At 39.2% G+C, this 17,812-nt stretch carries 16 protein-coding genes; 6 read left to right on the top strand and 10 right to left on the bottom strand.

What is annotated here, in order from left to right; genetic code table 11:
* Positions 1 to 57: 57 nt before the first annotated feature.
* Complete coding sequence (locus AC07YT_RS03810) at positions 58 to 1,047, bottom strand: helix-turn-helix transcriptional regulator (RefSeq protein ID WP_086548336.1); 990 nt, start codon at positions 1,045 to 1,047, stop codon at positions 58 to 60.
* Between the two features lie 97 nt (positions 1,048 to 1,144).
* Between AC07YT_RS03810 and AC07YT_RS03805 the strand changes: the two genes are divergently transcribed.
* Positions 1,145 to 1,876, top strand: coding sequence for an SIP domain-containing protein (locus AC07YT_RS03805; RefSeq protein ID WP_086548335.1), 732 nt, complete (start codon positions 1,145 to 1,147; stop codon positions 1,874 to 1,876).
* A 2-nt stretch (positions 1,877 to 1,878) separates the two neighbouring features.
* Here AC07YT_RS03805 and AC07YT_RS03800 read toward each other — a convergent pair whose 3' ends face one another.
* The 8 genes from AC07YT_RS03800 to AC07YT_RS03765 form a co-directional block, all read right to left on the bottom strand.
* Positions 1,879 to 2,883, bottom strand: a complete 1,005-nt coding sequence (locus AC07YT_RS03800) for a DUF3078 domain-containing protein (protein ID WP_086548334.1) — start codon at positions 2,881 to 2,883, stop codon at positions 1,879 to 1,881.
* Positions 2,884 to 2,977: 94 nt separating this feature from the next.
* Positions 2,978 to 3,301 carry a hypothetical protein gene (locus tag AC07YT_RS03795; protein WP_086548333.1) on the bottom strand — a complete coding sequence of 108 codons (324 nt, stop codon included), beginning with the start codon at positions 3,299 to 3,301 and terminating at the stop codon, positions 2,978 to 2,980.
* Positions 3,298 to 4,050, bottom strand: coding sequence for a hypothetical protein (locus tag AC07YT_RS03790; RefSeq protein WP_086548332.1), 753 nt, complete (start codon positions 4,048 to 4,050; stop codon positions 3,298 to 3,300). Before AC07YT_RS03790 ends, AC07YT_RS03795 begins: the two co-directional genes overlap by 4 nt.
* Before the next feature lie 48 nt (positions 4,051 to 4,098).
* Positions 4,099 to 4,941 carry a glucosaminidase domain-containing protein gene (locus tag AC07YT_RS03785; RefSeq protein ID WP_086548331.1) on the bottom strand — a complete coding sequence of 281 codons (843 nt, stop codon included), beginning with the start codon at positions 4,939 to 4,941 and terminating at the stop codon, positions 4,099 to 4,101.
* A 73-nt stretch (positions 4,942 to 5,014) separates the two neighbouring features.
* Positions 5,015 to 5,692 (bottom strand): glucosaminidase domain and LysM peptidoglycan-binding domain-containing protein, encoded by a 678-nt coding sequence (locus AC07YT_RS03780; protein WP_086548330.1) that lies wholly within the window; start codon positions 5,690 to 5,692, stop codon positions 5,015 to 5,017.
* Positions 5,693 to 5,770: 78 nt separating this feature from the next.
* Positions 5,771 to 6,409, bottom strand: coding sequence for an O-methyltransferase (locus AC07YT_RS03775; RefSeq protein WP_086548329.1), 639 nt, complete (start codon positions 6,407 to 6,409; stop codon positions 5,771 to 5,773).
* Between the two features lie 7 nt (positions 6,410 to 6,416).
* Complete coding sequence (gene ruvX / locus AC07YT_RS03770) at positions 6,417 to 6,833, bottom strand: Holliday junction resolvase RuvX (protein WP_086548328.1); 417 nt, start codon at positions 6,831 to 6,833, stop codon at positions 6,417 to 6,419.
* Between the two features lie 188 nt (positions 6,834 to 7,021).
* On the bottom strand, positions 7,022 to 7,207 hold the full coding sequence (locus AC07YT_RS03765) for a hypothetical protein (protein ID WP_086548327.1): 186 nt from the start codon (positions 7,205 to 7,207) through the stop codon (positions 7,022 to 7,024).
* Between the two features lie 166 nt (positions 7,208 to 7,373).
* Here AC07YT_RS03765 and AC07YT_RS03760 point away from each other — a divergent pair, with 166 nt between their 5' ends.
* From AC07YT_RS03760 to AC07YT_RS03750, 3 genes are read left to right on the top strand one after another with little or no spacing between them, the layout of a single operon-like run.
* Positions 7,374 to 8,522: a DNA polymerase III subunit gene (locus tag AC07YT_RS03760; RefSeq protein ID WP_086548326.1), complete on the top strand. Its 1,149-nt coding sequence runs from the start codon at positions 7,374 to 7,376 to the stop codon at positions 8,520 to 8,522.
* 1 nt (position 8,523) lies between these two features.
* A complete protein-coding gene (locus AC07YT_RS03755) occupies positions 8,524 to 10,056 on the top strand; it encodes a PSP1 domain-containing protein (RefSeq protein ID WP_086548325.1) in 1,533 nt (510 codons plus the stop codon).
* A complete protein-coding gene (locus AC07YT_RS03750; RefSeq protein WP_086548324.1) occupies positions 10,025 to 10,507 on the top strand; it encodes a gliding motility lipoprotein GldH in 483 nt (160 codons plus the stop codon). The genes AC07YT_RS03755 and AC07YT_RS03750 overlap by 32 nt, the downstream gene beginning before the upstream one ends.
* Before the next feature lie 27 nt (positions 10,508 to 10,534).
* Here AC07YT_RS03750 and AC07YT_RS03745 read toward each other — a convergent pair whose 3' ends face one another.
* On the bottom strand, positions 10,535 to 11,836 hold the full coding sequence (locus AC07YT_RS03745) for a UDP-N-acetylmuramoyl-tripeptide--D-alanyl-D-alanine ligase (protein ID WP_494945172.1): 1,302 nt from the start codon (positions 11,834 to 11,836) through the stop codon (positions 10,535 to 10,537).
* 84 nt (positions 11,837 to 11,920) lie between these two features.
* Between AC07YT_RS03745 and AC07YT_RS03740 the strand changes: the two genes are divergently transcribed.
* Positions 11,921 to 14,416 (top strand): M14 family metallopeptidase, encoded by a 2,496-nt coding sequence (locus AC07YT_RS03740; protein ID WP_086548323.1) that lies wholly within the window; start codon positions 11,921 to 11,923, stop codon positions 14,414 to 14,416.
* Between the two features lie 176 nt (positions 14,417 to 14,592).
* On the top strand, positions 14,593 to 17,805 hold the full coding sequence (locus AC07YT_RS03735; protein WP_086548322.1) for a SusC/RagA family TonB-linked outer membrane protein: 3,213 nt from the start codon (positions 14,593 to 14,595) through the stop codon (positions 17,803 to 17,805).
* Positions 17,806 to 17,812 lie beyond the last annotated feature (7 nt).

Raw genomic sequence — 17,812 nt, 5'->3', positions numbered from 1 at the left:
GGTCCTAGCCTTGGGTTTAAACCCAAGGCTACTCAACTCCAAATCCTCAACCCTAGACTAACGTGCTTTCCCGGGACTGATGCCGAATTTTTTACTAAAGGCACTGCTGAAATGTTGTACCGAAGAATAGCCCAACTCATCAGAAATGTGCTTAATGTTTTTACTGTTATCGGCCAGGAGCTCTTTGGCCCGCATCAATTTATAATCGCTTAAATAGCCAAAAACAGTATTCTGGAAAACCTCTTTAAAGCCTTGTTTTAATTTAAACTCGTTTATTCCTGCTGTTTTTGCCAGCTCGGTTAAAGATGGTGGATGGTTGGCATTGGCCAACAAATATTCACGGGCATAATAAATACGGTCTTTATCGTAAGCTGATTTAATGGCAGAGGTGTCGGTTTTTTTTGCTGCGAGCTCAAAAGCCTGGGCTTGCAATGCCAAAAGTTCGAGGCATTTAGATTGCAGGAACAAGAGTTTTAAGCCCCCTGTAAAATGACAGTTCATAATATCATTTATGCAACTGTGCATCGCCAGACTGATGGGTAGATTTTCTGATGAAAGCTCTACTGAATGGTTGTTCATGATTTTTTCGGCAAAGTTTTTTAACAAAGTGCTGCTTTCGCTGGTTAGATCGATAAAGCGGCTCCTTTCAAAATTTACTTCGAAAAACTTATGCGGGCCATTGGTGGGGAATTCTGCCATCCCATCAAAATCCGGGCTGTAGATAATATTATGCTGGTTTGCCTTAATATCGAGCCGCTTATTGGTGAGGTAATTTTCCATTATTCCACCACCTATAAGCGAAAAATGTAATTCTACCAATTCAGGTTCGTCAAAAGCTTTAATACGCAAACGGTTCTGCTTCACCAGCATATCGCCGTAAACAATGTAAATGCCGGAAAAAGATATCTGCACGATTTCTGCATCGCCAAAGGGAAAGCTGTACTTGTCTCTTCTTTCGGTGACCAGTGCCTGATTAAGTTCGGTATTGTCGAATTTGCTTCCAACAATATAATACTTATCATCACCATCATAAATGTTTAAAGCCATAAAATCCTTTTGATATAAACTTTAATCCCTTTGATATAAAAAGATGCGGTTGTTAGACAATTACTTTTGTTCAAAGTTACTAAACAAAAAGAAAACGATGCCAAAATTACCGTCATGGCTGGCCAATACAATGGAAAAAGTGATCAGCAATAAAATATATCAGGTAGAAGTTGTAGCAACTAGAATGTTAAGCAGCAACCTAAAGTGTGTTACCTTTAAAGGCGATTTTTTTGATGCCAAATTTATTCCTGGAATGGAGGTGCTATTTAGGGTTAACGCCAACGAGTACCGCCATTATACCCTGTCTGCCTTTAATCAAACGGAGGAAACCTGCGAAGTTATCTTTTATTTAAACAGGCAGGGACCCGGACACAGCCTTGCTGTGAATATTCAAAAAGGAGATTCTTTAAAGCTTATTCTAGACCGTGCAAGAGTTAAATACATGGAAGAATCGAACCAGCATTTCTTTTTTGGTGATGAAACCAGCCTGGGTTTATATGAATCGCTTGGGAGAAAAGTGGTGGATGAGGATGTGGAATATTTTGGAATTTTAGAGCTACAGGAAGAAAACCTTTGCGCTGCTGAACAGCTCAATTTGTTGATCGATGTGGTACCTTCTGACCCCAATACTCCGGCTAAAAATGCCATCAACTGGATGGAAAACATGCATCCGATCTGCTGGGAAATGTGGCAAAATGCTACTTTTTACTTAACCGGAAGGGCAAAATCGATACAGTATTTTAAAAAGTACCTAAAGCAAAGGGGCGTAAGCTTCAGGCAGATTATTACGATGCCATATTGGGAAATCGGTAAAGTTGGTGGCGGCTAAACCTATCTGGGAAAGGTGAAGCCAAAACCCAATGCTAAAGTTTGGTTCGCCTGTATTTTGTTTGTGCCGGTATCGTCATCAAATAATAGAACACCTGTTAAACTGGTGTTCATAAAACGGTTGATTTTTGCAGTTAAAGCAATGTCTAACCTGTGGTCGATTTTACTTGCCTTAAAATCTTTATAAGGAATAAACATGGCATACCGCGCTTTTAGATTTGTATTGGTGAAAATGTCTTTATCAAAAGCACTAACAATCTGAAAAGCAAGTTCATTTTTAATTTTTTTTCCCTTTTCAACAGCGTAAACTTCTTTTTTATTATCGTATACAGCTGTGTCGAGAACAAAAGTTTGTCTTGCAGTACCTGTGCCAATTCGGGTAGAGAAATATTTAACTGGTTTATACTCGAAACCGATAGATTCTGTTAGGTACCCTGGTGCCATAAACTGTGAAATCAAAACTTGTTGCTCATCACCATTACCATCTCTAAAGTACCTGAAGCCTTTATCAAACTGTGATTCAAAGCTGATCGATCCGAAAAAGAACCAGCTTTTAGAGAGTTGAAAAGAAGCTTTATTATCCCAAAAAATACGGTCGTTGGTTTTCTTTTGCAGCTGATCTTTGTTTTTGATTTTACCATATTGTAAAACCAGCTCACTGATGTAACTATAGCTGTTTTTATTGTATTCGGCTTTCCAGTTTAACAATCCGCCAACGGCCACAGAGTTGGTACCCCCACCTTTCCAGTTGTTACTGAATTGGGCCTGGTTAACATTAATGCCGATGTTGGTTCTTGTTTTCCAGTAATTAATCTTGGCGTTTACCACCAAAGGTTTAATTTTTACGGGCTCAAAGTTTAATGGCCCTTGTCTGCTTGGCAAAGGACTACGCTTTAACTTTATATTCAGGTCTTTTGTATTGATCGGAATAGTATCAATTTCCTGTGCATATAATTTTGTAGAGCAGAAACTTAGAATCAGGATTATGGCAGCTAAACAGTTCTTCATTACCTACAAAGAAAAAGAAAAAATTTAGAGATAAAAAGCATTTATCAAAATGATTGTCAGATTGACAATTGAATTGGAGGCAAAAACTGTTGTTTCAGATCTTTTTAAGCCAGCCATACCAATTCCCCTTTTTTAGATAGTTTAGCTCGCTTTCGTGCGCATAGGCTTCCTGTTCAAAAACGATGTTGCGGTAGGCTAAATCGTGGTTTTGGTATTTAATCAGGTTAACCAGGTAGTTAATTAAGTATAAGAGATAAAAAGGAAAAATAAGCAATTCTAATTGCTGACGTAAGTGGATTTTTTCGTGATTAATGATTGTTGGATCGTTTTTAAGTCCTGATGATTTTAACAGGATAAATGGAAAGATGGCCATACCTGCTGCCGGGAGTTTTTTAACGATCAGAATGGGCGCTTTCACAACTTATCGATGGTTATTGCCGGCAATTTAGGCAATTGTAAGGCTTTAGGATTTAACCTGTAGCTTTTATAGGCATTCCGGATGAAAAGATTAAAGGAATAATCAGTTGCATCCAATACAAATTGATAAGTAGGACGATACTGCTGCATAAAATCAGTCAGTTCAGCATCTTTTATGCCCAATACCTGGCTAACCAGACTGGCGCTAAAACGATAATCGATCAAATCTTCACGATAATCTTTTTCGAGGATTTTTTGAAGATGACGGGCGTTTCTTCCTTGTTTGCTTAACAGATTGTAAATGGCATCGATACCTAAACCAACACCCCCATTACCTAAATTCAATAAATCTTTACTGCTTCCTTTCATGGTTTGGTAACGGTATTCCTGAACGTTTTTTTCGTATTGCTGCTGCGGGCTCAATCTTTTTTGCTGAATAACGACGTCGCGCAGTCTGATGCCCAGCGATCTGAGTTGAAAGTATGCAGCGGTTTGGCCTTTAAAAACAATTGTATCTACCCCATAGCCCGATAAAGCGGCAACCAGCGTATCGCCAGGCAGCGCAAAGGTGCTAAATTCGCCTTTCGTATTGTTGTATAAACCATCGCCTGTACGGAGGTTATAGATGTAAACTTTAGCCAAACGCTGCTTGGTTTCTTTATCAATAACAATTCCCTGCACAGGTTTATTCTGTGCATGAAGCAGCGTAGAGAAGCTGAAAACAAATATAAAGGGAATAAAAAATTTCATTAAGCTACAAAACTACAAATATCTGGCAGGCTATGTTTGTACTTAACATTATTTAACCTTAAGTATCTGGCCCAGTTTAATGGCATCGGTACTCATTTCGTTCAGCATTTTTAACTGATCGACCGTTAAATTAAAGCGTTTTGCAATATTATAGAGTGTATCTCCTTTAACAACGGTATAAGTGCCATCGGCAAGAATGGGTTTGGCGCCTGCTGGCGGCGTTTCAACTGGTGTAAACTTTGCCTTTTCCTGAGGGATATTCTGGTTGATTTCTGCGAACACACGATCTTCACGGGCAATCTTTTGCTTTTCGTTTTCCGATTGATCGTATTGGTAAAGCTGGTATTTTTCGATGGTGTTGATTAACAGATCAGGATATTTCGGATTGGTTGCATAACCCGCTGTTTTTAATCCCTGTGCCCAACTTTTATAATCATTTTTATCTAATTGGAAAAGAAAGCTGTAACGTTTGCGTTTTAAAAATTCAGAATGATCCCTAAAAGATTCGCGGGCATCTTTATATACCCTAAAACAGTCGTTTTTCTGGTCATCGTCGCGGAAATAGTTTTTTCCTTTCCAGTCTGAGGTACATTTAATGCCGAAGTGGTTGTTTGCGTACTTAGCCAAATCGCTGTTTCCACTGCCCGATTCTAAAATTCCCTGCGCCAGCGTAATACTTGCAGGGATACCATTTGCATTCATCTCTTCAACCGCTACGCCTTTAAACTCATCAATATAACTTAAGGTATTGTAGCTTTTGTACGAATTGTTATTGGCTTTGTTGGCTGCTTTTTCGATCTGCTTGTTGTTTTTAGAAAATTTCCGCGAACCGCAAGAACTAAAAAAAAGGAGGGCTGCTACAATAAGGAAGTACTGAATGGATGAACGCATTGGTGGGGTATATAGGGTTAATTGTTTAACTGTAGGTTAATAGACTTGGGACTGATGACTACGGACTCAAGACTCAAAACTTCAACTTCTGTCCTGGTTTTAAATTCGCTTTTTTTATGCCGTTTTTCTGCATGAGGGCCTTAACGGTGGTTCCTTTCTTTTTGGCAATTATGCTCAGGTTATCACCAGATTTTACGGTATAACTTTTTGTTGTTCTTCTGCTTTTTGAGCGGTGGCGAGCTGGTGCAGCATAAACGGGCTCTTCATAACCCTCTGGTCTTTCATCGTATTGGTAAAGTTCGTACTTTTTGATCAACCCGATTACCTGGCTGGCCCAGCTTCTGCTGCTGGCGTAACCACAACGGCGGATTCCGTAAGCCCATCCTTTGTAATCGTACTGATCGTATTTTCCAAAAAGGTTATTAAAAGGTTCGCGGGTTTCCATAATTTCTACAAAATGGCTGTAAGATTCATCTGCATTTAAGTAATCGCGATAGGATGAACGGATTTCGGTATTATTATTCGGACCTTTTACGCCGAAATGATTGTTAAGGTGTTGTGCAATTTTACTGTTTCCTGCAGCCGATTCGTGAATAGCGACAGCCAGGATAATACTGGCGGGGATTTTATGATCGCGCATTAAATCCTGCGCATATTCTACATGCTCTGCAATATACTCGTCTGTATCTTGTGCACTGGCAACAATCCCTGTTAAAAGGAGCAGACAAAAAGTAAAGATTTTTTTAGTCATGGTTAACTGTACAAATTGTTTATCTGGTTAACTGTGCGATTAACCGATTTAAACAATTAACCGATTAATCATTATATGTTAAGCTTTCTTCCTGATCAAAAACAAACCATCCCGAACAGGTAAAATCAATTTCTCAACCCGTTCATCTGCAGCTATTTTATCATTAAAACTAGTAATATTTCTGGTGTCTTTATCCTGTTTCTCCTGAAGTACTTTTCCACTCCATAGTACATTATCCACAATGATAATTCCGCCAGGGCGAACGCGATCAAAAATGAGATCGTAATAGGTGCCATTGTTTTTCTTATCTGCATCGATAAAAACAATGTCGAAAACTTCGTCTAAAGCAGCTATCGTATGGGTGGCATCGCCCAGGATGTAGTTGATCTGATGGTTAAAGGCCGATTGGGCAAAGTTATGCCGAACCATATCTTCCAGTTCCTCATTAATATCAAGGGTATACAGCAGGCCATCGCTGGTTAAGCCCTCAGCAAGACATAAAGTGGCATAACCGGTAAAAGTGCCGATTTCTAAAATCCTTTTAGGGGAAATCATTTTGCTGAGCATGCTCAAAACCCGGCCCTGATAGTGGCCAGATAGCATTCGGGGCATTAAAACTTTAAGGTTGGTTTCGCGGTCTATCTGTTGAAGCAATTCGCTTTCAGGTTCGCAGTAGGCGATTAATAAATCTTGTAAATCGTCGTTTATCAGGCTCATTTGTTGGTTATAAACGGTTACTTTCCATAAAATATTGTAAAATGATGGTTGCAGCAATAGTATCAACCCGGTCTTTGTCTCTTCTGTCCGTCTTTTTTAAACCACTTTGCATAATGGCCTGATGGGCAAGTTTAGAGGTAAAACGCTCGTCAACCCAGTGCCTGGGAATATCGGGGAATGATTTTTTTAACAAGGTAGCAAAACCCTTTACATGTTGTGCCGAATCGGATGGTGAGCCATCCATTTGTTTCGGGTCGCCGAGCACAAAGGCCTCTACCTGTTCGCTAAGCATGTATTTTTTAACATATTCGATCACATCTTTCGGGTGCACGGTATCGAGGCCTGTTGCAATAATCTGCAAAGGATCGGTTACTGCGATGCCGATGCGTTTTGTTCCGTAATCAAATGCGAGGATTCTGGCCATAAGTTAAGCGCCGGGCACTTAGCGTAAAGCGTTGGCCCATCTTTAATTTTTAAAAAGCCAAAGGTAAGGTTTTTGAAATAATCGATAAATATTACAGGTAATGCTTTAGTAAGGGGTGTGTTATTAGTGTCTGTGACTAAAAATTTGATTCGTTCCATTTTTTGTAAAGCAAAACCTGTAGTGCGTGGCTATGTCCAGTCCTGCTGTATGCTTTGGCCCTCATGCTTCGGGGCTGCCGCTTCCATCAGGTTTTTTGATGCAGAGCCCGTACGGTTTGGGTAAATTTGCAGGGCGTAAATTGGATGTTTCCGAAGAATTACTGACTTAGTTAAATAAACCTGATCGCGCGTAAAGCCCACATCCCGATTTTTCATTCGGGAGAGGACTTGAAGCAATAGCAGGACTTTCGGAACCGAAACGCACAAGGCCTTGCTTTTCTAAAAAAATAAAATGTCGTTTTAATCTAAAAAATAGAGATTCTGAAACAAGTTCAGAATGACGAGGCTGTGAATATCATATCTATTTCTTATTTTGCACCAAATGCAGTTTAAAGCAATCATCGGACAGGAAAGAGTGAAGCAACAATTGGTGCAAACGGTTAAAGAAAACCGCATTAGCCATGCGCAGTTGTTTTTGTCGCCTGCTGGTTCTGGCGCTGTACCCCTCGCTATTGCCTATGCACAATTTATCAATTGCCTTAATAAAGGCGAAAATGATAGTTGCGGCGAATGTTCGAGTTGTAGAAAGTACGAACGTTTAATTCATCCCGACCTGCATTTCTCTTATCCTTTTTTTGCCTCGGCAAGTGTAAAAACGGCCATAGATGTATTGGAAGAATGGCGGGCAATGCTGATGCAGGATCCTTATTTTGATATGGATATCTGGCGATCGAAGCTCGATGCGGCCAATAAACAGGCCAATATTAACATTGCCGAATGCCACGATATTATTAAAAAACTAAGTTATAAAGCTTTCGAAGCCGAAACCAAGGTTTTAATTATGTGGTTGCCCGAATACCTGGATAAGGCCGGGAATGCGCTGCTTAAATTAATTGAAGAGCCACCTGCAAATACCTTATTTATATTAATCGCACAAAGTCAGGATCAGATTTTAACCACCATTTTATCCCGGACGCAAATTGTGAAGATTCCGAAACTTTCATCAGAAGAGGTCACCGGATATTTACTAAATGCGAGTGGATTAACCGAGCATCAGGCCATTGATTACTCCTTTTTGGCCGACGGAAATTTAATTGAAGCAAAAGCACTGGCAGCAGATACGCAAAGCGACAGTTCGGGTACGTTTACGGCCTGGCTGAGGATGGGTTTTGGAAACAAAGTTCCCGATCTAATCGAGTTTACAGATGAAGCGGCGAAGTGGGGAAGAGAAAACCAGAAGAATTTTTTAAAATATGGCGTAAATTATTTACGCGAATGCTGTTTAATTTTAAGCGGAGCTGAAGAATTGGTGAAATTACCCCCCTTAACCTTCGAAACCGCCAAAAAACTCAGCACACACGTACTTACCTTGCCTATGGCAGAGGCCATAATTGGCGAACTGGAAAAGGCACATTACCACATTGAAAGAAATGCAAACCCAAAAATTCTGTTTTTAGATGTATCTTTACAATTGGTAAAAATTATCAAGTTTAAAACGCTCCCTGCGGGGACTCAATATATATACAATTAATATGGGATGTGGAAGTTGTTCAACAGGTGGTGGTTGCACCCCTAATGGATGCAAAAGTAATGGCTCATGCGGCACCGGTGGTTGCCAAACAATGGAAGTTCACGATTGGCTGTCTAATTTGGATATGCCTTCTAATTATAAACCTTTTCAGGTTACAGAAATAAAATTTAAAGGTTCTCGGAAAGAGTTTTTCTTAAACAGCGACAACATTTACCTCGAAATTGGCGAGCTGGTGGCTGTTGAAGGACCAACCGGTGGTTTTGATGTAGGGCATGTTTCGCTTACCGGCGAATTGGTGCGGATCCAGATGAAACGCCGTAAAACCACGCTCGATCAGGTGGTGAAGAAGATTTACCGTAAAGCTACAGAGGCCGACGTGGAGAAATGGAATGCCGCTAAGGGAATGGAGTGGGAAACCATGCACAAAGCCCGTAAGTTGGCTTTAGATCTCCGTTTACAGATGAAAATCAGTGATGTAGATTATCAGGCCGATAAAACCAAAGCGACTTTCTTTTATACTGCTGATGGCCGTGTCGATTTCCGCGAGCTGATCAAAAAAATGGCGGAAAGTTTCCGCATCAGGATTGAAATGCGCCAGATTGGGATGCGCCAGGAAGCTGGCCGTTTGGGTGGAATTGGCTCGTGTGGCCGCGAATTATGCTGTTCTACCTGGTTAACCAACTTTAAAACCGTTTCTACAGCTGCAGCACGTTACCAGAATTTATCGTTAAATACATTAAAGCTTGCCGGCCAGTGTGGCAAATTAAAGTGTTGTTTGAACTATGAGCTGGATACCTATCTGGATGCCTTAAAAGATATTCCCGATAGAATCGAAAATTTAGATACCGAAGCGGGTTACGCCCGTCACCAAAAAACGGATATTTTTAAAAAAATCATGTGGTTTAGTTACCAGGGCGATGAAAACTGGATTCCGGTTAAAGCTGCACGGGTAAAAGAAATCATGGCCATGAACAAGGCCGGTAAAAAAGCACCAAATTTAAAAGAGGAAGCGGTGCAGATTGCAGCCCCTGTGGTGGTAGAGAAATCTTTCGATTATGAAAATGTGGTTGGTCAGGATAGTTTAACCCGTCTGGATGAACGTTCGCGGGGTAAAAACAACCAGAACAAAAACAATAATCAGAAAAATAACCGCAACAACAATCAAAACAGAAGAGAAAGAGTACCTGCCGGAGAGAAGAATGCTGGGCCTAATAATAAGCAACAGCCTCAACAAGGTGGCCAAAAAAACCAGCAAGGCGGAAAACCACAGCCTAACGGACCAAAGCCGCAACAAAACGGCGGACAGAAACCACAGCAACAGGCAGTACCAAAACCACAGCATGTTAATGGGCCAAAACCTCAAAACAATAAGCCAAAACAGCAACAGCCACAGGTGCAAAAACCTGAAGGAGGTGTAGCTGCAGAGGGTGTTAAGCCAGAACAAAACAAGAACAAGAATAGAAATAACCGTAGGAAGAATAATAACCGCCGAAACAATAATAATGGCTCAGAAAATAAACCTGCTGCTGAATAAAAGACAAGTTTTTTTGCTTGGCTTTTTATTTATGGTTACCCTATTTATGGGCTGTACGACCAGCGTAATCGATAGCAATGTAGAAATTGCCGATCGCAGGTGGACTTATCGTAACCATATTTCGACAACATTTGAAATAAAAGACAATACCAGGGCTTATAATGTTTATTTCAAGCTAAGGCATACGGCAGATTATAAATACGCCAATATATTTATCCTTGCCCATTTTAAGGATGGTAAAAAGATGGTAACCAAACGTTATCAGTATAAACTTGCTAAAAATGATGGCGAATGGCTGGGTAGCGGTTCAGGAAACGTGTTCAGTTATAATTTGCCCATGCTTACCAATTATCGTTTTCCAAGAAACGGCAAGTTTGATATCGAAATCGAGCAGAATATGCGCGATAATCCATTATTGGAAGTAAGCGATGTTGGATTGTTGGTAGAATAGTAAAGCACATTGCGCCATGCGCCTAGCCTACAAATATTGCAACAAACTTTCTAGTTTCATTCCCCTTGAGCCTTTCAGTAACACTAAATGATCTTGAACAGGATTATCTTGTAAATATTGGGCAGCCTCTGCAGGCGTTTCGAAAAACAGGCCTTTAATTGTATTTTTAAAAGCATAAAAATCTTTTCCAATAAAAATCAACTGATCCAAACCGCTTTCGCCGGCCTGTTTGGCAATTATTTCGTGCTGACCAGGAGATTCTGGGCCCAATTCGAACATATCGCCCAAAATGGCAGTCTTTTTATTGGCCGATAGTGCGGCAATATTTTTCAATGCTGCCGTCATACTGCTTGGGTTGGCATTGTAGAAATCGCATATCACGGTATTTTTTTCGGTTTTTGTTAACTGTGACCGGTTGTTTTTGGGCTGATAGTCCGCTAAACCGGCATTGATTTCTTCAGGATTCATATCAAAGAAATCGCCGATACAAATGGCGGCAAGAATATTTTCGAAATTATAACTTCCTGTTAAATTGGTTTTTACTGATGAAAAAATTTCATGGTTGGTCCAGTCGACTTCGATAAAAGGATCGCTGCTTTTTAACGAGCCTTTAATGGTATTGCCATTTTCTGTTCCATAATAAATGAGTTTGTTTAAACCAGCGGCAGCACTCATTTCTATTAAATAAGGATTGTCTCTATTAATAAAGGTGTAACCCTGGGTTTCTTTTAGATAAGCATAAAGTTCAGCCTTTCCCTTTTTTACGCCCTCAAATCCACCAAAACCATCTAAATGCGCCATGCCCACATTGGTAATAATACCATGGGTGGGCTGGGCAATGGTGCAAAGAAGTTCTATTTCTTTTTGGTGGTTTGCCCCCATCTCGATTACCGCAATCTGAACTTCATCAGTAATGGATAATATAGACAATGGAACACCTATATGATTGTTTAAGTTGCCAAAGGTGGCAAAGGTTTTATATCGCTCGGTCAGCACAGCATTTACCAATTCTTTACTGGTTGTTTTACCATTACTACCGGTTAAGCCAATAACAGGGATGTTCAGTTTTTTACGGTGATGGCGAGCCAGATCCTGCAAAGTGTTTAATACGTCTTCAACCAATAGGCATTGATTATTTGTTGCATATTTTTCTTCATCTACAACCGCATAAGCGGCACCCTTTTCAATAGCCTGAGCAGCAAATTCATTGGCATTAAAAAGATTTCCCTTAAGCGCAAAAAAGATACAGCCGGGGCTAATGTTTCTGGTATCGGTAGAAATAACAGGGTTTTCTTGGTAGTAATCGTATAATCTTTCGGTTGTAATCATGCCTATGGTAAAAAATATGATGTAAAATTAAGCTTTCGCATCAACAAAAAACAAAATTAGTACATTAGGTAAAATTATTTTCCTATGAAAAGACTCTTAACGTTCTGCCTGATCTCCTTAAGTTCAATTCTGTTTGTGCAAGCGCAGCTAAAATCTCCTGATGATTTTTTAGGCTACGAGTTGGGCTCGCATTTTACGCCACATCATAAAGTAGCCGATTATTTCAGGCAAACTGCTGTTGCTTCCCCAAAAAATATGAAGCTGATCGAATATGGTAAAACCAATGAAGGCAGACCGTTAATGGTGGCCATTGTTTCTTCAGCAGAAAACATAGCGAAACTGGAACAAATTAGAAATAACAATTTAGTTTTGGCAACGGGCACCAATAACAGTGTCGATTTAACAAATCAACCTGCTATACTATGGTTAAGTTATAATGTACATGGTAATGAAGCAAATTCGACCGAAACTTCCATGAAGATGCTTTATACGCTAGTTTCGGGCAGTAATAAACCTGCAACAGATTGGTTAAAAAATACTGTAGTAGTGATTGACCCTTGTTTAAACCCCGACGGAAGAGACCGTTACGTAAATTATTTTAATAGCGTGGTGGGCAAAACACCCAATTCTGATCCATTATCGAGAGAACACATAGAGCCATGGCCAGGCGGCAGACCAAATCATTATTATTTCGATTTAAACCGCGATTGGGCCTGGCAAACACAAATTGAAAGTCAGCAAAGGTTGGCATTGTACAACCAATGGATGCCTCAGGTACACGTCGATTTTCATGAGCAAAGCTATAATGAACCATATTATTTTGCACCAGCAGCAGAACCGGTTCATCAGGACATTACTTCCTGGCAAAAAAGTTTCCAGGTGGTAGTGGGTAAAAACAACGCTAAATATTTTGATGCAGAGGGCTGGCAATATTTTACCAAAGAGCGCTTCGACCTGCTTTATCCATCTTATGGCGATACCTATCCTTTATATAATGGATCAATCGGTATGACCTACGAACAGGGCGGAATCAGGGCAGGATTATCGGTGGTAACCAACGATGGCGATACCTTAACTTTAAAAGATCGTATCGCGCATCACTTTACCACAGGAATGTCTACCCTTGAAGTAACCGCTCTAAACCATAATAAATTATTAGAAGAGTATAAAAAATATTTCCAACAAGAGCTGGCTAATAGTCCAGGCATTTATAAAAGTTATATCATAAAAGCAACTAATTTATCGCGCTTGAAAAAACTGGCTGAACTGCTCACCAAAAATAAAATCGAATTTGCTTTTGGCGGGGATAAAACTGGTAGAGCTTATGACTACGATACCCAAAAAGAAGAAAATTTTAGCATAACCCGCAACGATTTAATTGTGAATATTCAGCAACCAAGGGCAGTTTTGGCTAATGTTTTATTAGAGCCTCAAACCCTGGTAACCGATTCTAATACTTACGATATTACAGCATGGGCCCTTCCTTACGTGTATGGATTAAAAGGTTATGCCAGTAAAGAAAGTATCAAAGGAAAATTCTCAGCGATTGAAGAACCTAAAATAATCAATAATGAGGTGGAGAAACCCCTCGCCTGGTTGTTTAGCTGGGGAACAAGCGAAGATGTTCAGGTATTAACTGCGCTGCAAAAGGAAAATATAAAAGTCAGACAGGCCGATCAGCCATTTGCTGTAAACGGTAAAGACTATCCTGCCGGAACCCTAATTGTGTTGAGGGCAGAAAACGAAAGGCTGATAAAAGGGATGAAAGATAAGGTAGCATCAATTGCAAAAACCTTGAACAGGCCAATCCAGGCCATAAGCAGTGGCTTTGTAGAAAAAGGTAAGGATTTTGGCTCTAACGTTTATCCATTGTTAAAACAGCCTAAAATTGCCATTGTATCGGGTATGGAGGTTTCTTCTCTTGCGTTCGGCGAAGCCTGGTTTTTTCTTGAACACGATCTGAATCTTTCACCCAGTATTATTAATGCTAAAGATTTAAATAACCTGGATATTAATAAAGTAAATACCTTGATTTTACCAGATGGAAGTTATAGCCCTTTTATAGGTGATGGTTTAACTGCATGGTTAAATAAAGGAGGAAGATTGATTTTAATGGAAGATGCTATTGAAAGTGTATTCGAGAAAAAAGGATTTGATATTAAAAAGAAAGAAGCTGTTGTAAAAAAAGATGAAAAGCCAGAGGCAAACAAACTTCTTTTCAAAGATAAGAACAGAGATGATTTCGAAACAACGATACCAGGTGCAATTTATCGGATCAATCTTGACGCTAGTCACCCCTTTTCTTATGGTTTGGGTAAAACCTATTATAGTTTAAAAACAGACCGTAAGATTTATGAGCCATTTGTTAAAGGTTGGAATGTGGGTTTGATTAACGAAAAAAGTTTGATGGCGGGTGTAGTAGGCAAAAAAGCCAGGGAAGAACTAAAAATGGGGCTTTTAATTGGTGTACAAGATTTCGGCCGGGGCCAGGTAGTTTATTTGGCCAACGATCCCCTGTTCAGAAACTTCTGGGAGGGTGGAAAAACCTTATTCGGGAATATAATTTTTTGTGGATATTAATCATTTTTAATCAATTTTACCAAAAATAACCACTAAAATAATACAATTGTATCTTTTTGATTACTAATGAGATATGCTTTCGGTAAGTGGTTGTGTTAAAAAATGTTAAAAATATCTTGGCTTGAGCAGTATCAAAGCCTAGATTTGTAAACACATTAACTAACCTATTTTAAATTATGAAAAAACTATTACAAAGTTTGTTCATTCTTATGTTTGTTGCAATTTCTGCAATAGCACAAGAAAGGACGATTACAGGTACAGTTACTTCAGCGGAGGATAAATTACCAATCCCTGGAGTAAGTGTAAGAGTTAAAGGCACACAGGTGGGTGCCGTTACAGATGCAAATGGAAAGTATTCTATTAATGTTCCTTCGGGCAGTTCCGCTTTAGAATTCTCTTATATTGGATATGTATTACAAAGTAAGACAATTGGCGGTGCAAATTCAATTAATGTAGTTCTTGTTTCAGACTCGAAAGTCTTAACCGATGTAGTAGTAACTGCAAATGCAATTAAAAGAGAAAAAAGAACTCTTGGATACTCTGCACCTACTATTACTTCTGAAGCTTTATCACAGAGTGGTAGCACAAGTCCGCTTACCGCAATGGTTGGTCGCGTACCAGGTATGAATATTTCATCATCCTCAAACACTCCAGGTAGTTCAACCAGGATTGTTTTCCGCGGAGGTACTTCTATCGCAGGGAATAACCAGGCGTTAATTGTAATTGATGGTGTTCCTGTTGATAACTCAAGTGTAATTGGTGGTGCCGATAGTCGTTCAAGTGTTGACTTTGGTAACAGGGCCAATGATATTGATCCAGATGATATTGAAAGCATTACACCACTTTTGGGTCCGGCAGCGGCAGCGCTTTATGGCTCACGAGCATCAAATGGTGCAGTTCAAATTACCACGAAATCTGGTAAAAAAGGAAAAACTCAAATTACATTTAATACTTCAAATACTTTTTCATCGATACTTAAATTACCTGATTTCCAAAATGAATATGGACAAGGGTATGCGACCGATTATGATGGCAGTGGTGTGAAAGAGTATTTTAACGATAGTCAAGAAAACTGGAGCTGGGGAGCGCCCTTTACTGGCATAAGTCAAGAATGGGGACAAAGCATTGATGGTGTTAGACAATCGAAACCTTATTCTGCCCAAACAGATAATGTTAGAAACTTCTTTAAAACAGGCTTTGTAACAGACAATAATGTAAGTTTCTCTGGTGGTACTGATAGATCGACATTTTATCTTGCTTTAAATACATTAAATTCAGATGGCATATTTCCTGGAGCTCAAGATGTTTACAATAAATATGGCGTAAGATTTAACGGTAAAACTGATTTTAGTGATAAATTTAGTGCCGGAATATCTTTCAATTACAATAAAATAAATGCCAGACAGGTTGCGGGTGGACAGAATGATAACTCTGTTTTTGATAACGTATTACAAACACCCCGTGATATTCCTTTGGATAAATTAGGTGACTTAAACAATAAATACAACGGTTTTGGTTATACTGATGCAAATGGTGTTCTTCATGCAGATCAATATGGTTATTATGGATCTTATACTTTAAATCCATATTATATACTTGAAAACTTCACCAATGATGATGCCATTAACAGAATAACAGGAAATGTTAATCTTGATTACAAACCACTTTCTTGGTTAACCTTCCAGGATCGTATTGGTACTGATACCTATTCTGAGCGTAGAAGACAATTAACACCAAAATTCTCATTCTCACCTATTGATCAGGTTACTAACCAAGGTACTCACGTTAGTAATGGCGGATATCAAATTGACCAATACAACGTAACTGAAATTGTAAACGATTTGATGGCTACAGCATCGCACACGTTTAGCGATGATTTTAAAGGATCATTAATGGTGGGTCATAACATACGTCAAAGAACAACCTCAACAAACAGAACAGCAACTAACGCGAGTGCTGGTTTGGTAGTTCCAGATTGGTACAATCTTCAAAATAGTAACGGCCCATTGAATGTTATTACAGATAATATTTCGCAAAGAAGACTTGTTGGTGTTTATGCCGACTTAAATTTAGCATACAAAAATTATTTATTTTTGGAGGCTACAGCTCGTAACGATTGGTCGTCTACTTTACCAACGCAAAACAATTCATTCTTTTATCCAAGTGTAAGCGGGTCGTTTGTTTTTAGCGAATTGATTAAACCAAATAATATTTTAAGTTATGGTAAATTACGTGCAAGTATAGCAAAGGTTGGTAACGATACAGATCCTTATCAGCTTTTAACAACTTTTGCAAAGGGCACCATAGCAAGTGGTTTTGGTAGCACAATATTCCCTTTCGGAAACGTTGCTGCTCTTCAAGCTGGTACAACCCTTGGTAATCCTAATCTTAAACCTGAAATTACTACTGCTTATGAGGTTGGTACAGAATTATCATTTTTTAATAACAGGTTTGGTGTTGACTTTACTTACTATAAAAACAAATCCAAAAATCAAATTTTAGCTATACCGATTCCAAACTCTACAGGTTATGGATTTAGCGTAATTAATGTTGGTGAAGTTCAAAACAATGGTTTAGAGCTTACCCTAAAAGGAACGGCTGTAAAATCAACTGATTGGAATATAGAACTGTTTGGTACTTACTATAAAAACCGCAATAAGGTTGTAGACCTTGGAGATGTTAGTCAAGTAGTTCTTGGTGGTGTAAGTGGTATGGCTATTGTAGCTGCTGAAGGAAGGCCATATGGTGAATTTTATGCAGTAACAAACCAAACTGATGCTCAGGGTCGTACTATTGTTGATGCTGTTTCAGGTTTGCCATTGGCAACACCTACTGCTCAATATTTAGGAAGTTATAACCCTAAGTTTCAAGCATCATGGGGAGCAAACATTACCTTTAAACAGCACTGGAATTTAAACGTATTGTTCGATACGAAACAAGGAAACAAACTTTTTTCAAGAACCAAAGATATTCTTGCCTTTGTAGGTGTTTCTGCTGAAACCGGCGGACAAAGATTCGGTTTGCCATTTCCAAATTCAGTTTATTTAGATGCGAATGGCAATAGTGTGGTTAACACAAATGTTTTCTACAATAAACAAGATTACTTTCCTGATTTAAACCCTGGGGTGAATGTTATCGATGGGTCGTTTGTAAAGTTACGTAGTGCTGGCATATCGTATTCATTTAACAAGGCTCAGCTTAAATCTCTTCCGTTTAGCGCATTGTCGTTAGGCGTATTTGGAAATAATTTATTTATTTGGACTGCTAAGGAAAATAGATATGTAGATCCTGAAGTCAATTCAGGTGGTGCAACAAACGAGCAAGGATTTGACTATACCGCTCAACCATCTGTTCGTAACTATGGATTTAATTTAAAAGTTACATTTTAATTGTAAA

The sequence above is a fragment of the Pedobacter sp. GW460-11-11-14-TSB4 genome (assembly GCF_059423705.1).
Note: the sequence above shows the minus strand (reverse complement) of the source record. Positions and strands in the feature narration are given on the sequence as shown.